At 71.6% G+C, this 14,871-nt stretch carries 11 protein-coding genes and 2 rRNA genes; 5 read left to right on the forward strand and 8 right to left on the reverse strand.

All coding sequences use genetic code 11. The features are described 5' to 3' along the window. Positions 1–10: 10 nt before the first annotated feature. The 3 genes from ACH4E7_RS19470 to mtrA all read right to left on the reverse strand — a co-directional run bounded on the left by ACH4E7_RS19470 (position 11) and on the right by mtrA (position 4,644). Positions 11–1,885, reverse strand: a complete 1,875-nt coding sequence (locus ACH4E7_RS19470) for an LpqB family beta-propeller domain-containing protein (RefSeq protein ID WP_396250247.1) — start codon at positions 1,883–1,885, stop codon at positions 11–13. Further along, a complete protein-coding gene (mtrB, locus tag ACH4E7_RS19475) occupies positions 1,860–3,809 on the reverse strand; it encodes an MtrAB system histidine kinase MtrB (protein WP_396250248.1) in 1,950 nt (649 codons plus the stop codon). Before mtrB ends, ACH4E7_RS19470 begins: the two co-directional genes overlap by 26 nt. Positions 3,810–3,966: 157 nt before the next feature. Next, entirely contained in the window at positions 3,967–4,644 is a 678-nt protein-coding gene (mtrA, locus tag ACH4E7_RS19480; protein ID WP_396250249.1) for an MtrAB system response regulator MtrA, read from the reverse strand. Between the two features lie 287 nt (positions 4,645–4,931). Here mtrA and ACH4E7_RS19485 point away from each other — a divergent pair, with 287 nt between their 5' ends. The 5 genes from ACH4E7_RS19485 to ACH4E7_RS19505 all read left to right on the forward strand — a co-directional run bounded on the left by ACH4E7_RS19485 (position 4,932) and on the right by ACH4E7_RS19505 (position 10,477). Continuing rightward, complete coding sequence (locus tag ACH4E7_RS19485; RefSeq protein ID WP_396250250.1) at positions 4,932–6,086, forward strand: hypothetical protein; 1,155 nt, start codon at positions 4,932–4,934, stop codon at positions 6,084–6,086. Positions 6,087–6,091: 5 nt separating this feature from the next. After that, entirely contained in the window at positions 6,092–6,805 is a 714-nt protein-coding gene (locus ACH4E7_RS19490; protein WP_396250251.1) for a DUF4129 domain-containing protein, read from the forward strand. Next, positions 6,802–8,025: a DUF4350 domain-containing protein gene (locus tag ACH4E7_RS19495; protein ID WP_396250252.1), complete on the forward strand. Its 1,224-nt coding sequence runs from the start codon at positions 6,802–6,804 to the stop codon at positions 8,023–8,025. Before ACH4E7_RS19490 ends, ACH4E7_RS19495 begins: the two co-directional genes overlap by 4 nt. Positions 8,026–8,129: 104 nt before the next feature. After that, positions 8,130–9,059 carry an AAA family ATPase gene (locus tag ACH4E7_RS19500; protein ID WP_396250268.1) on the forward strand — a complete coding sequence of 310 codons (930 nt, stop codon included), beginning with the start codon at positions 8,130–8,132 and terminating at the stop codon, positions 9,057–9,059. Between the two features lie 107 nt (positions 9,060–9,166). Beyond that, positions 9,167–10,477 carry a DUF58 domain-containing protein gene (locus ACH4E7_RS19505; protein ID WP_396250253.1) on the forward strand — a complete coding sequence of 437 codons (1,311 nt, stop codon included), beginning with the start codon at positions 9,167–9,169 and terminating at the stop codon, positions 10,475–10,477. 14 nt (positions 10,478–10,491) lie between these two features. Here ACH4E7_RS19505 and ACH4E7_RS19510 read toward each other — a convergent pair whose 3' ends face one another. The 5 genes from ACH4E7_RS19510 to ACH4E7_RS19530 form a co-directional block, all read right to left on the reverse strand. Continuing rightward, complete coding sequence (locus ACH4E7_RS19510) at positions 10,492–11,649, reverse strand: RNA polymerase sigma factor (protein WP_396250254.1); 1,158 nt, start codon at positions 11,647–11,649, stop codon at positions 10,492–10,494. Positions 11,650–11,657: 8 nt separating this feature from the next. Beyond that, positions 11,658–12,554 carry an RNA-guided endonuclease TnpB family protein gene (locus ACH4E7_RS19515; protein ID WP_396250255.1) on the reverse strand — a complete coding sequence of 299 codons (897 nt, stop codon included), beginning with the start codon at positions 12,552–12,554 and terminating at the stop codon, positions 11,658–11,660. 131 nt (positions 12,555–12,685) lie between these two features. After that, entirely contained in the window at positions 12,686–13,090 is a 405-nt protein-coding gene (locus ACH4E7_RS19520) for a YciI family protein (RefSeq protein ID WP_396250256.1), read from the reverse strand. Positions 13,091–13,280: 190 nt separating this feature from the next. Beyond that, positions 13,281–13,397, reverse strand: a 5S ribosomal RNA gene (gene rrf / locus ACH4E7_RS19525). Between the two features lie 78 nt (positions 13,398–13,475). After that, positions 13,476–14,871 (reverse strand): 23S ribosomal RNA (locus ACH4E7_RS19530); the annotation flags it as partial.

Here is a 14,871-nt window from a genome sequence, read left to right on the forward strand (position 1 = left end):
CGCCGGGATGTCAGCCCGCGTAGAAGAAGGAGCGGGCCTTGTCCAGCAGCTGGGCCTCCCGCCACTGGTTGTTGACCAGCCGGTAGACCTTGCCGTCGGCCACCGCGAGCACCGGCGGCGTCGGCGTCAGGCTGTCGCCCCGGGACTCCGAGGCCGAGACGCTCAGCATGCCGAGGCCGCCCTGCAGCTGACCGTCCGTGCTCTGCGAGCCGTCGGTGCTGATGTAGTACAGCTGCTTGGGGCGGTCCGCCTCGTTCCCGAGCACCAGCAGCTGGTCGCTCTCCGCCCAGGAGACCGAGGCCACGTCGGTGAGCGAGGGCGCAGCCCGGCGCAGGTCGGTGATCCTCGCGGCCGGCGCCTCCGGGGTGCCGCCGTGCTCCACCAGACCGAGCATCAGCGAACTGGTCGCCACACCCGGGGACCTGACCACCAGGGCGACCCGGGTGCCGTCCGAGGAGATCCTGAGCGCCTGCACGGTCTGCCCGGTCAGCCCGTCGACCGGCACGGTGTACGACTTGTTGCCGCGCACCATGACCACCCGTTGGCTCTGCGGGTTACGGTCCACCACCCAGAGGTCGCCGCGGCCGTCCCAGCTGGGCGAGGCGAGGCCGTCGTCCTTGCTGCCGGCCTTCACCGGCGAGCTGAGCACCGGCTCGGGCATCGCCACGGCGCTGTCCGACAGCGCCACCGAGTAGAGCTGGTGGCCGTCCGCGCTGATCGCGGCGGCCCGGGTGCCGTCCCGGCTGACCGCGAGGGCGCTCGGCTGGGCCGCCGGGTTCGGCTGCGGCTTGCCGAGCACGCCGTGCACCGGGTCGCCGGTGCGGCCGTCGTCGGTCGCCATCAGGACGCCGTTGTCGGAGCGCTGGTAGTACTGCTGGACGGACGACGTCCCGGCCACCGCTCCGGTCAGGGCGCCCGGACCGGTGGCGGGCGAGTCGGCGCGGCTGGCCGTGCAGGAGCCGCGCTGGCCCTTCAGCTCCAGCCGCTCGACCTGGCCCTTGCCCTGGTCGGCGAGGGTGTAGAAGAGCTGGGTCGCCATCCGGCGGCAGGCCATCGGCTCGCCGAGGTCCGCGCCGCCGAGCTGCACGTGGGCGACCCGGCTGTCGTCGATGGAGACCTTGTCCACCGAGGCGCCGGTCGGGAAGGCCGTCCGGACCACCGGCGAGAGCCAGTACGAGGGCCCGCCGACCAGGGCCTTGGCGGCCGCGGTCAGCGGGTCTATCCGGCGCCGCAGGTAGATCGGGTCGGCGACCAGCACCTCCTGGCCGCCGTTGCCGGCCGACGGGTCCGGGGCGGTGTAGAAGAAGCGCTCGACCTGCCGGAAGCTGTTCCGGAAGTTGGTCTCGTTCATGATCACGCCGGGCGGCAGCTTGTCGATCCGCCACTCGCCGTCCTTCTCCCGGATGAAGGTGAAGTCGGACGAGGCGTTGTTGTTCTGCCCGGCGACCAGCAGGTACGAGTGCTTCTCGTCGACGGTGGCGACCATCTGCCCGGTGACCGTCTCGGAGGCCGTGGTGTCGGTGTCGGAGACGGACTGGCCGGGTTCCTTGATGGTCGTGCTGGCGAGCACCTGGATGCCCGCCTCCGGGTTCCAGCTCGCGGCGGCGCTCTCGGTGAGGTACTTGCGCGCGGTGTCGTACCCCTCGTCGGCGGTCACCGCGTCCAGGAACCCGGTCAGCAGCTCGCGCGGCTTGGCGCCCTTGCCGGGCGCCACCGGGTAGACCCTGGCCTGCAGGTTCTTGTCGGCCGAGCCCTGGGACAGCTCCACCCTGGTGATGCCGCCGGAGTCCGGCATGGCGGCGCAGCCGCTCGCCACCAGGGCGCCGAGCACCGCGCCGGCCACCGCCGTGAGCCGCGGCTCAGTCCTGCTGCTCGTCCTTCGCACGCTGCGACCCCTCCAGGTCCGTCCCACCCGTCATGTCCGGCTCCGCCGTCCGCTGCGCCACCGACGGCCGTCCTGGCGTCGGGTCCACCATGACCTGGGCGCCGGTGACGCCGTAACCGGCCCCTGCTGTCCATACGTCCGAAGGGTCCGAACGCGGCCCCTCCGGCAGTCGCTGTCGGCCCAGCCCGGGGCCGATGTTCAGCACCCCGCCGAGCCCGCTGCCCAGCCCGCTGCCGGGCCCCTCCGGCGCCTCGGCCTGCTCCTCGGCGGCGGTCAGCGCCGTCGCGCCGGCCGGGGCGATCGCCCGCCGGTACGGCGTGCCGTACGCGCCCAGGCCCCGGTTGTTGCGGGAGTCCTCCGGCTCCAGCCGGAACGGCGCCCGGCTGATCTCGCCGCCGCGGGTGCGCGGCAGGGTGAGCCGGAAGTGCGAGCCGCCGCCGGGCTCGCCCCAGGCCTGGAGCCAGCCGCCGTGCAGGTGGGCGTCCTCGACCGCGATGGACAGGCCGAGGCCGGTGCCGCCGGTGGTGCGCACCCGGGACGGGTCCGCCCGCCAGAAGCGGTGGAACACCCGGGACGCCTCGCCCGGCTTGAGGCCGATGCCGTAGTCACGCACGCCGACCGCGACCGCGCCGTCGGCCGAGCCCAGCCGGACCACCACGTCGCGGCCCTCGCCGTGCTCCAGCGCGTTGACCACCAGATTGCGCAGGATGCGCTCGATCCGGCGGGAGTCCACCTCGGCCAGTACCGGCTCGCCGTCGCCGCGGATCACCACGGTGCTGCCCTTGGCCTGGGCCAGCGGGTCGGCGGCCTCCACCACCCGGGCGACGATCTCGCGCAGGTCGACCGGCTCGGCGTCCAGGATCGCGGCGCCGGCGTCGAAGCGGCTGATCTCCAGCAGGTCGGCCAGCAGCGACTCGAAGCGGTCCAGCTGGCCCTGCAGCAGCTCCGCGGAGCGGGCCGCCATCGGGTCCAGGTCCTCGCGGCTGTCGTAGATCAGGTCGGCGGCCATCCGGACCGTGGTCAGCGGGGTGCGCAGCTCGTGCGAGACGTCCGAGACGAAGCGCCGCTGGACCCGGGACAGCTCCTCGAGCTGGCGGATCTGCGCCTGGAGGGCGTTGGCCATCCGGTTGAAGGACTCGCCGAGGCGGGCGATGTCGTCCGTCCCGGTCACCTTCATCCGCTCCTCCAGGCGCCCGTCGGCGAGCCGCTCGGAGATCCCGGCGGCCATCCGCACCGGGGTGACCACCTGGCGCACCACGACCCAGGCGATGCCGCCCATCAGGATCACCACGAACACGCCGGCGGTCGCCAGGGTGCCGGTGATCAGGTTGAGGGTGTCGGTCTCCTGACCGAAGGAGAACACGTAGAACAGCTGGTAGCTGGTGCCGGCCGGGCCGACGAACTGCATGCCGAGGGCCAGCCCGGGCTCGGTCTTGCCGCCGCTCTCGGGCGAGCGGTGGATCCGGGTCGGCTGGTCGAACATCTGGCCGGGCTCGTCGAAGAGCTTGGCCCGCAGGGTGTCCGGGACACTGCTGGGCTGGATGTCGCCCGAGTAGCGCGGCGCGAAGCCGGCCGTGTCCGGGACGACGGTACCGGTTCCGGGGGCCATCGCGATCACCGAGTAGACCGTCTGCCCGCTCGCGGCCAGGTCGTTGACCTGCCGCAGCAGCCAGGTGCCGGTCTCCTCGGTGGTCGGGTCGGCGGTGTTGCGCAGCCTGAGGTCGCGGGCCTCGTCGATCTTCTTCTGCTCGACCTGGAAGCCGATCCGGGCCTGCGCGCGGGCGGCGTCGATCTTGGTGTCGAGCAGGCCGGTGCGCACCTGCGCCACCACGACCACACCCAGCACCAGGACCACCGCGATGGACGCCAGCAGGGACACCGCGACCACGCGCAGCTGGATCGAGCGGCGGTACAGCGTGGACACCCGGTGAACGGGACGACGGAACTGGCGCTTCATCAGGCCGAAAACTCCGGAAGGGCCGCGACGGCGGCGGGTGGTCGAACTCAGCACGTCACCGCGCACGGCCCCCGCCCCGCCGGTCGCGGAACCCGGCGGGGTGTCGTCAGCCCGGTCCGTCACGTCAGCTGGGTCCGGCCTTGTAGCCGACGCCACGGACGGTCACCACGATCTCGGGGCGCTCCGGGTCCTTCTCGATCTTCGAGCGAAGTCGCTGGACGTGGACGTTGACCAGGCGGGTGTCCGCCGCGTGGCGGTAGCCCCAGACCTGCTCCAGCAGCACCTCGCGGGTGAACACCTGCCAGGGCTTGCGGGCCAGCGCGACCAGCAGGTCGAACTCCAGCGGGGTCAGCGGGATGCTGCGGCCGTCCCGCTTCACCGAGTGGCCGGCCACGTCGATCACCAGGTCGCCGATGGTCAGCTGCTCGGGCGTCGGCTCCTCAGCGCGGCGAAGCCGCGCACGCACCCGGGCCACCAGCTCCTTGGGCTTGAACGGCTTGGTGACGTAGTCGTCGGCGCCGGACTCCAGGCCCACCACCACGTCGACCGTGTCGGTCTTCGCGGTCAGCATGACGATCGGGACACCGGACTCCGCCCGGATCTGCCGGCACACGTCGATGCCGTCCCGGCCGGGCAGCATCAGATCGAGCAGGACCAGGTCAGGCTTGGCCTCCCGGAACGCGGCTAGCGCCTTGTCCCCATCGGCGACGAAAAACGGCTCAAAACCCTCACCACGCAGCACGATGCCGAGCATCTCGGCCAGTGCGGAGTCGTCATCAACGACGAGGACGCGTCCCTTCATGGCTCCATCTTCTCATTACCGGATTGTGACCTGCCGCACAGCAGTACCAATGCTCCACAACGGCCAACTCCCCCACCGGTGCATTCCGGCCATACCGGGCGAATAGACCTCGCCGGAGCATCTCCGAACGGTCCGGGACCGGCCCCCCGACCTCCCGGAAAGCCCAGTTGCCGATCAGCAACCGGATACCCCTGGGGCCTGTTCGGGCCCCATGGCACGATGGGCACCGCGCGCGGGCGAAAGATCCGCCCGGAGCCGCGCCCATGACGCCCCTCCGAGGAGCAGTGATGACCGACACTCCGGGCTGGGCCTCGCCCAGCTCGTCCGAGCCACCCCGCGACGGCGCCCGGCCCCCGGCTGACGCGCCCGCCGCCGTGCCCGGACCGTCGGCACCACCGCAGGCCACCCCCGGCTGGAACACCCGGCCCGCACAACCGACCTGGGGCGGACAGACGCCCGGCGGCCGGAACCCGTACGGCTGGAGTGCCGTGAGCAGCCCGCGGCCCGGGGTCATCCCGCTGCGCCCGCTCGCCGTCGGCGAACTGCTCGACGGAGCCGTCACCACCATCCGCCGGCACTGGCGCACCGCCCTCACCCTCTCGCTCGGCATCGCCGTGGTCGACCAGGCCGGGGCGATCGCCTCCGAGCTGCTGGTCAGCGGCAGGACCGGCACCTCCACCCAGCTGCTCACCCTGCTGGCCCGGATGCCGCTGATGCTGCTGCTCAACGCCCTCGCCACCGCGCTGCTCACCGTGGTGGTCAGCCGCGCCGTCCTCGGCCGGTCGGTGACCGCCGGCGACGCCTGGCGCGACGCCCGCCCTCGACTGCTGCAGCTGCTCGGCCTCACCGTGCTCACCACCCTGATGAGCTCCGGCGCGCTGCTGCTCGGCTTCACCCCGCTGCTCGGCTACCAGGCCAGCGGCTCCGGCACGCCCGCGACCGAGGCCCTGCTGGCGCTGGTCGGCCTGCTGACCGTCCCGGCCGCCGTCTGGCTGCTGATCCGCTACAGCCTGGCCGCCCCCGCGCTGATGCTGGAGAAGCAGGGGGTGATGACCGCGCTGTCGCGCTCACGGCGGCTGGTCCGCGGCTCCTGGTGGCGGATCTTCGGCATCGTCGTGCTGAGCAAGGTGCTGTCCGTGATCATCGGGATGGTCCTGCTCATCCCGGCCCGGTTCATCGGCCTGGTGCTGGGCTTCGGCAGCGTCGACCGCCTCGGCAGCGGCAACCAGTCCGTCGGCATGCTGGTCATGACCGCGGTCGCCGGGATCATCGCCTCCGCGCTCACCACCCCGTTCATGGCCGCGGTCGGCGTGCTGGTCTACATCGACCAGCGGATCCGCCGCGAGGCCCTGGACATCGAGCTCGCGCGCGCCGCCGGCCTGCCCGAGCAGGGCGGCGCCGGCTCGGGCCGCCAGGCCGACCAGACCCCCGCGGGGCGCTGAGTCGGATGCCTATCTGGGGGGACAGGCTCCTCGCCGCGAGCGGCGCCCCGGTCACCGTGCCGCGTGACCCGGCCCGCGACGCCGCGCGCGACGAGCTGCTCAACGCCGACTACCACAAGAACGACCCGACCGTCCTGGAACGGATCACCGACTGGTTCTGGGACCACATCGACCACGCGCTCGGCAGCCTCTCCGGCGGGGGCACCGACGGCACCACCGGGCTGGTGCTCTTCCTGATCGTCGCCGTACTGATCGCCGCCGCCCTCTGGTGGCGCCTCGGCGCGCCCAAGCGCGCCGCCCGCACCGTCCTGGGCGTGTACGGCGCCCAGGGCCCGCGCAGCGCCGCGCAGTACCGGTCGGACGCCGCCGGGCACGCCGCCGCCGGGCAGTGGGCCGAGGCCGTCCGCGAGCAGATGCGGGCGCTGGTCCGGGCCCTGGAGGAGCGCACCCTGCTCGACACCCGCCCCGGACGCACCGCCGACGAGGCCGCCGTCGAGGCCGGCCGGGCCCTGCCCGAGCACGCCGCCGCGCTGACCGCGGCCGCCCGCACCTTCGACGACATCACCTACGGCGACCGGACCGCCGACCAGGCCGCGTACCGGCTACTGCTGGACCTCGACCGGACCTTGGAGCGCACCCGCCCGGCCCTGGCCCATGCCACGGTCCCCGCAGCGGCCCCGGCCTCGACCACGGCCTCGACCACGGGAGGAGCGGCATGACCGGCACCGTCCCCGCTCCCCCCGCCGCCGAGCGGCCCGACACCCCCGCCGCCGCGCCGACCAGCCTCGCCCCCACCGGGCGCGGCCTGCTGCGCCGCGCCCGCTGGTACCTGGCGTTCCTCGCCGCCCTGCTGATCAGCGCCGTCTGCATCGCCTCCCTCAACCGGGGCCACCAGTACCCGTCCGGCGACCCGCGCTCGTACGACGCCGACGGCGCCCACGCCGTGGTCGCGCTGCTGGAACACCAGGGCCTCAAGACCGGGCTCACCACCGACCCCGCGACCGCACCCGGCGGCGCCGACACCCTGGTGCTGCCCGAACCCGACCTGCTCGACAAGGCCCAGCTGCGCGCGATCGCCGCCGCCCGGCACAAGCGGCTGGTCCTGATCGCCCCTGGCCCGGCCGCCCTCACCGCGCTCGCCCCCGGCGTCCGCCCCTCCGACGAGGACGGCGGCGTCCCGTACGCCCCCATCCGCAGCACTGACACGGGCTGCTCGCTCACCGAGGCGGTCCGGGCCGGCAACGCCACCATCGGCGGCATGCTCTACACCAGCGGCAGCCGCGGCGAGGGCTGCTACCAGCGCGGCCACGGCTACCCGCTGGTCAGCACCCCGACCGGGGACGGCGACGTCATCGTGCTGGGCAGCGGCAGCCTCCTGACCAACGGCGCACTCGCCAAGGACGGCAACGCCTCGCTCGCGCTCGGCCTGCTCGGCTCGCAGCCCCGCCTCACCTGGCACCTGCCCGACTACTCCGCGCCGCTGGCCGAGGGCACCCACAGGAAGAGCTTCAACGACTACATCCCGAAGGGCTGGCACTGGGCCTTCTACCAGCTCGCCATCGCCGCCGTCCTGGCCGCGCTCTGGCGCGCCCGCCGGCTCGGCCCCGTGGTCAGCGAGAACCTGCCCGTGGTGGTCCGCGCCGCCGAGACCACGGAGGGCCGCGCCCGCCTCTACCGGCGTGCCAAGGCCCGCGGCCGCGCCACCGAGGCCCTGCGCCGGGCCGCCGCCCACCGCCTCGCCCCCATCCTGGGCGTCCCGCTCCAGGCCGGCGCGCCCGACCCCGAAGCCCTCTGCGCGGCCGTGACCGGCCGCCTCCCCGAACGACCCGCCGGGGACGTCCGGGCCCTGCTCTACGGCCCGCCCCCGACCGACGACGCCGCACTGCTGCGGCTCGCCGACGACCTCGACGCCCTCGAAAGGCAGGTACGGAACCCGTGACCGAACAGGCGACCGCCCAGCTCCGCATCACCCCCGGCACGGCACCCGCTACCCCCGCCGCACCCACCACGCCCACCACGCCCGCCACCGACCCGCGCGCGGCCCTGACCGCCCTGCGCGCCGAGATCGGCAAGGCCGTGGTCGGCCAGGACGCCGCCGTGACCGGCCTCGTGGTGGCGCTGCTCTGCGGCGGCCACGTACTGCTGGAAGGTGTCCCCGGCGTCGCCAAGACCCTGCTGATCCGCACCCTGTCCACCGCGCTCAGCCTGGAGACCAAGCGGATCCAGTTCACCCCCGACCTGATGCCCGGCGACGTCACCGGCTCGCTGGTCTACGACGCCCGCACCGCCGAGTTCTCCTTCCAGCCCGGCCCGGTCTTCACCAACCTGCTGCTCGCCGACGAGATCAACCGCACCCCGCCGAAGACCCAGGCCGCCCTGCTGGAGGCCATGGAGGAGCGGCAGGTCACCGTGGACGGCGAACCGCGCGCGCTGCCCGTCCCGTTCCTGGTCGCCGCGACCCAGAACCCGGTCGAGTACGAGGGCACCTACCCGTTGCCCGAGGCCCAGCTGGACCGTTTCCTGCTCAAGCTGATCCTGCCGCTGCCCGACCGCGACCAGGAGTTCCAGGTCCTCTCCCGGCACGCCGCCGGCTTCGACCCCCGCGACCTCGCCGCCGCCGGCGTCCGCCCGGTCGCCGGGCCCGAGCACCTCGCCGCGGCCCGCGCGCAGATCGCCAAGCTGACCGTCTCCCCCGAGATCCTCGCCTACATCGTCGACCTCTGCCGGGCCACCCGGCAGTCCCCGTCGCTGTCCATCGGCGTCTCCCCGCGCGGCGCCACCGCCCTGCTCGCCGCCTCGCGCGCCTGGGCCTGGCTGGCCGGACGCGACTACGTCACCCCGGACGACGTCAAGGCACTCGCCCTGCCCACCCTGCGGCACCGCGTCGCGCTGCGCGCCGAGGCCGAGATGGAGGGCGTCACCGCCGACTCCGTCATCCAGGCCGTCCTGGCGCAGACGCCCGCCCCCCGCTGACCCACCGCCAGCTGATCCACCGCCCGTAGGCGTCCGGGCCCCCGGCCCACGGGGTCCCGGACCCATGGGTTCCCGATTGTCACGGGTTTCCGAAGGAGCGCACCCGCATGGCCCTCACCGGGCGAACCGCCCTGCTCGCCGCGCTCGGCGCGCTCGTCGTGGGCCTGCTGCTGCCCTCCTGGGCCGGGATCGGCGTCGTCACCGGCGCGGTCCTGCTCGCCGTCCTGGTCGACCTGGTGCTCGCCGCCCCCGTCCGCAGCCTGCGGATCGACCGGGCCGGCGACACCACCGTCCGCCTCGGCGAGTCCGCCTCGGTCGAACTGACCGTCACCAACCCCTCCGGGCGCCCGCTCCGGGCCCTGGTCCGCGACGCCTGGGCCCCCTCCGCCTGGCGACCCGGCACCGCCGAGACCGCCTCCCGGCACCCCCTCACCGTCCCCGCGGGCGAACGCCGCCGGGCGACCTCCGTACTCACCCCGAGCCGCCGCGGCGACCACCACGCCCACCGGGTGACGGTCCGCTCGCTCGGCCCGCTCGGCCTGGCCGGCCGTCAGGGCTCGCACAACGTCCCCTGGACGATCCGCGCGCTGCCCCCGTTCACCAGCCGCAAGCACCTGCCCTCCCGGCTCGCCCGGCTGCGCGAACTCGACGGCCGCACCTCGGTACTGACCCGCGGCCAGGGCACCGAGTTCGACTCGCTGCGGGAGTACCTGCCCGGCGACGACGTCCGCTCCATCGACTGGCGCGCCAGCGCCCGCCGCAACACCGTCGCCGTCCGCACCTGGCGCCCCGAACGCGACCGGCACATCCTGGTCGTCCTCGACACCGGCCGCACCTCGGCCGGCCGGGTCGGCGACGCCCCCCGCCTGGACGCCGCCCTCGACGCCGCCCTGCTGCTCACCGCCCTCGCCACCCGCGCCGGCGACCGGGTCGACCTGCTCGCCCACGACGCCCACAAGCGCGCCACCGTGGCCGGCAGCTCGGCCCACGAGATCCTGCCCGCCTTCACCAACGCGATGGCCGTCCTGGAGCCCGCGCTGCACGAGACCGACATGCGCTCGCTGGTGGCCACCGCGCTCAAGATGGCACCGCACCGCTCACTGATCGTCCTTCTCACCGGCCTCGACGCGGCCCCGGTCGAGGACGGCCTGCGCCCGCTGCTGCCGATGCTCACCAAGCGCCACGAGGTCGTCCTCGCCTCGGTCGCCGACCCGCACCTGGACGTGCTGGCCTCCGGCCGCGGCACCCTTCAGGCCGTCTACGGCGCGGCCGCCGCCGAGCAGACCCGCGCCGACCGCCGCGCCACCGCCGAGCACCTCACCCGCCACGGCGTCACCGTCCTCGACGCCCCGCCGAGCCGGATCGCCCCGGCACTGGCGGACACCTACCTGGCACTGAAGGCCGCCGGCCGACTGTGAGCCGACCCGACGGGTCAGGCCTTGTCGCGGGCATTGAGCAGGGCGTTGAGCCGGGCCGCCTGGCGCGTCAGGTAGTCGCGCTCGGCGAGGTCGGCCGCCTCGTGGGCCGCGTCGGCGTACAGCCGGGCCGCCGTCGCCAGGTCGCCGTCGCGCTCACGGAGGTAGGCCGCCACCGCCGTGTAACGGGGCAGCGAGTCGTCCAACCCCGCGAGCGCAGCCAACCCGGCCCGCGGCCCGTCGGCCGCGCCGACGGCGACCGCGCGATTGAGCCGGACGACCGGGCTGTCGGTCAGCCTCACCAGCTCGTCGTACCACTCGACGATCTGCACCCAGTCGGTCTCCTCGGCGGTGCGCGCGTCGGCGTGCAGCGCCGCGATGGCGGCCTGGGCCTGGTACTCACCCAACCGGTCACGGGCCAGGGCCGCCTGCAGGGTCACCACACCCTCGGCGATCAACCCGGTGTCCCACCGGCTGCGGTCCTGCTCGGCGAGCGGCACCAAGCTGCCGTCCGCCGCGGTCCGACCAGCCCGCCGGGCGTGGTGCAGCAGCATCAGCGCGAGCAGCCCCGCCACCTCGGGGTGGTCGATCGCCGCCGCCAGCTGCCGGGTGAGCCGGATCGCCTCGGCGGCGAGGTCGACGTCACCGGAGTAGCCCTCGTTGAAGACCAGGTAGAGGACCCGCAGCACGGTGGCGACGTCACCCGGCTGATCGAACCGCACACCGGAGACGGTCCGCTTGGCCCGGCTGATGCGCTGCGCCATGGTCGCCTCGGGCACCAGGTAGGCCTGGGCGATCTGGCGGGTGGTCAGCCCGCCGATCGCCCGCAGTGTGAGTGCGACCGCGGACGACGGCGTCAACGACGGGTGGGCGCACAGGAAGTAGAGCCGGAGCGTGTCGTCCGCCTCGGCCGCCGGGCCGGGCTCCGGCTCCTGGTCGACGAGGTCCTCGCGCCGACGCCGCGCGGTGTCCGCCCGGGTCGTGTCGAGGAACTTGCGCCAGGCGACGGTGACCAGCCAGCCCTTCGGGTCCCTCGGCGGGTCGGTCTCCCAGACGCGGACCGCCTCGACCAACGCCTCCTGTACGGCGTCCTCGGCCGCCGCGAAGTCGGCTCCGCGGCGGACGAGAATGCCGAGCACACTCGGTGTGAGGCTCCGGACCAGGGCCTCGTTCATCGGGGACCTCACTCCTTGACGTCCTCCCCCGGCCGAAGCCGGGGGATTCCTCCCGCGCCTGCGGCACGGACTCCCGTGGTCCGCAGGTCGCCGAGGTGGGTTCCCCGTTCAACGGGCCGTGCCTGGCGTGGGATCGCCACGCCGGGACTTGCCGGCCCTCCAGGGGCGTTTAGCCTGTCCGCCTGCCCGGCGGCCAGGATGTTACGAGCAGCATTGAGGTCACGATCATGCAGGACGCCGCATCCGGTACAGGCCCATTCGCGCACCGCGAGGGGTTTGGGTCCGTCGCGGTGTCCGCAGTCCGAGCAGAGCTGGGAGGACGGGAACGCGCGGTGCACGATGCCGACGTGCCGCCCGTACCGGGCCACCTTCTCTTCGAGGAGTCGCCGGAAGGTGGCCCATCCGACGTCGTGGACGGACTTGGCCAGGCGGCCTCGGGCGAGGCCGCGCACGTTCAGGTCCTCCAGGTACAGCGCTTGGGTTTCGCGGATGATCCTGGTGGTCTGCTTGTGCAGCCAGTCCATGCGGGTGTCGGCCACCTTGGCGTGCGTCTTGGCGACCTTCCTACGGGCCTTGGCCCGGTTCTTCGACCCTTTGGCCTTGCGGGACAGCTCCCGCTGCGCGGCCTTGAGCTTCCTCTCCGCCTTGCGCAGGAAACGCGGATTGTCGATCACCGTGCCGTCGGACAGGACCGCGTACGTGGTCAGGCCGAGATCGATGCCGACTTCGGCGGGCACCTCCGGCAGCTGCTCAGCGCTCCTGGGATACGGCTGCCTGGCCTTCCTGGCCTCCTTCCGAGCTGCGAGAGCGTCGTTGTACACCACCCGCGCACACCCGAACGTCCGGGCCAGTGCCGCTCGCTGACCCACCGGCGGGTAGATGCGATACGAGTACCTCAGATGCACACGAGCAACCTACCGGGGGCCACTGACAACGGCCCCCGTACAGAACTCCGGAGCTCAGTCCGCCACTTCGTGGCTCCGAGATAAGGAACCTATTCCTCCCGGGGCTGAAGCCCCGGGCTTCCTCGGCAGAATCAAGTGATGGTCGGCGGCATGGTCAGGAACGGGCGGACCTCCAGCCACTCGTGAATCGGCTTGCCGCCGGCCCCGGGGGCGGCCGACAGTTCCCCGGCCAACTCGATGGCGCGGTCGTAGCTGTCGACGTCGATCACCATCCAGCCGGCGATCAGGTCCTTGGTCTCGGCGAACGGACCGTCGGTGACCGGCGGACGCCCCTCGCCGTCGTACCGGACCCACGTCCCCTCGGGCGCGAGCGCCTGGCCGTCGACGAACTCGCCGGTCTTCTCCAGCCGGGCCGCGAAGTCCTGCATGTACTTCACGTGCGCCGTCACCTCCTCCGGCGTCCACTGGTCCATCGGCACGCAGTTGACCGCGGTCGGGGCGCCTCGGTAGTGCTTGAGCAGCAGGTACTTGGCCATCGTGCTTCTCCCTCGGTGCTGGTGCGACCCATTGTGGCCGCGTTCACCTCGGGGACGGAGCCAGCCACGGGTTCTCGACATCGCCGACCAAGATTTTTTGGATCGGCGGCGGAGCCACCGGAGCCTCGGGAGAGTTCGGAAACGCGAAAAGGCCCACCCGGCAAGCCGGGTGGGCCTTTTCTGAAGAATTGTTCGGCGGCGTCCTACTCTCCCACAGGGTCCCCCCTGCAGTACCATCGGCGCTGTGAGGCTTAGCTTCCGGGTTCGGAATGTAACCGGGCGTTTCCCTCACGCTATGACCACCGAAACACTATGAAACTGTCAACCGCACCAGCCACACGGCTGGGGTCGTTGTTTCAGAACAACACAGTGGACGCGAGCAACTGAGGACAAGCCCTCGGCCTATTAGTACCGGTCAACTCCACCCCTCACAGGGCTTCCATATCCGGCCTATCAACCCAGTCGTCTACTGGGAGCCTTACCCTCTCAAGGAGGTGGGAGTGCTCATCTCGAAGCAGGCTTCCCGCTTAGATGCTTTCAGCGGTTATCCCTCCCGAACGTAGCCAACCAGCCATGCCCTTGGCAGAACAACTGGCACACCAGAGGTTCGTCCGTCCCGGTCCTCTCGTACTAGGGACAGCCCTTCTCAACACTCCTACGCGCACAGCGGATAGGGACCGAACTGTCTCACGACGTTCTAAACCCAGCTCGCGTACCGCTTTAATGGGCGAACAGCCCAACCCTTGGGACCTACTCCAGCCCCAGGATGCGACGAGCCGACATCGAGGTGCCAAACCATCCCGTCGATATGGACTCTTGGGGAAGATCAGCCTGTTATCCCCGGGGTACCTTTTATCCGTTGAGCGACGGCGCTTCCACAAGCCACCGCCGGATCACTAGTCCCTACTTTCGTACCTGCTCGACCCGTCAGTCTCACAGTCAAGCTCCCTTGTGCACTTACACTCAACACCTGATTGCCAACCAGGCTGAGGGAACCTTTGGGCGCCTCCGTTACCCTTTAGGAGGCAACCGCCCCAGTTAAACTACCCACCAGACACTGTCCCTGATCCGGATCACGGACCCAGGTTAGACATCCAGCACGACCAGAGTGGTATTTCAACGGCGACTCCACAACAACTGGCGTTGCTGCTTCAAAGTCTCCCACCTATCCTACACAAGCCGAACCGAACACCAATATCAAGCTATAGTAAAGGTCCCGGGGTCTTTCCGTCCTGCTGCGCGAAACGAGCATCTTTACTCGTAATGCAATTTCACCGGGCCTATGGTTGAGACAGTCGAGAAGTCGTTACGCCATTCGTGCAGGTCGGAACTTACCCGACAAGGAATTTCGCTACCTTAGGATGGTTATAGTTACCACCGCCGTTTACTGGCGCTTAAGTTCTCAGCTTCGCCCCACCGAAGTGGAGCTAACCGGTCCCCTTAACGTTCCAGCACCGGGCAGGCGTCAGTCCGTATACATCGCCTTACGGCTTCGCACGGACCTGTGTTTTTAGTAAACAGTCGCTTCTCGCTGGTCTCTGCGGCCACCCCCAGCTCAGAGTGCAAGACCCATCACCAGGAATGGCCCCCCTTCTCCCGAAGTTACGGGGGCATTTTGCCGAGTTCCTTAACCATAGTTCACCCGAACGCCTCGGTATTCTCTACCTGACCACCTGAGTCGGTTTGGGGTACGGGCCGCCATGAAACTCGCTAGAGGCTTTTCTCGACAGCATAGGATCATCCACTTCACCACAATCGGCTCGGCATCAGGTCTCAGACTA

The organism is Kitasatospora sp. NPDC018058 (assembly GCF_044327205.1).
Classification (GTDB): domain Bacteria; phylum Actinomycetota; class Actinomycetes; order Streptomycetales; family Streptomycetaceae; genus Kitasatospora.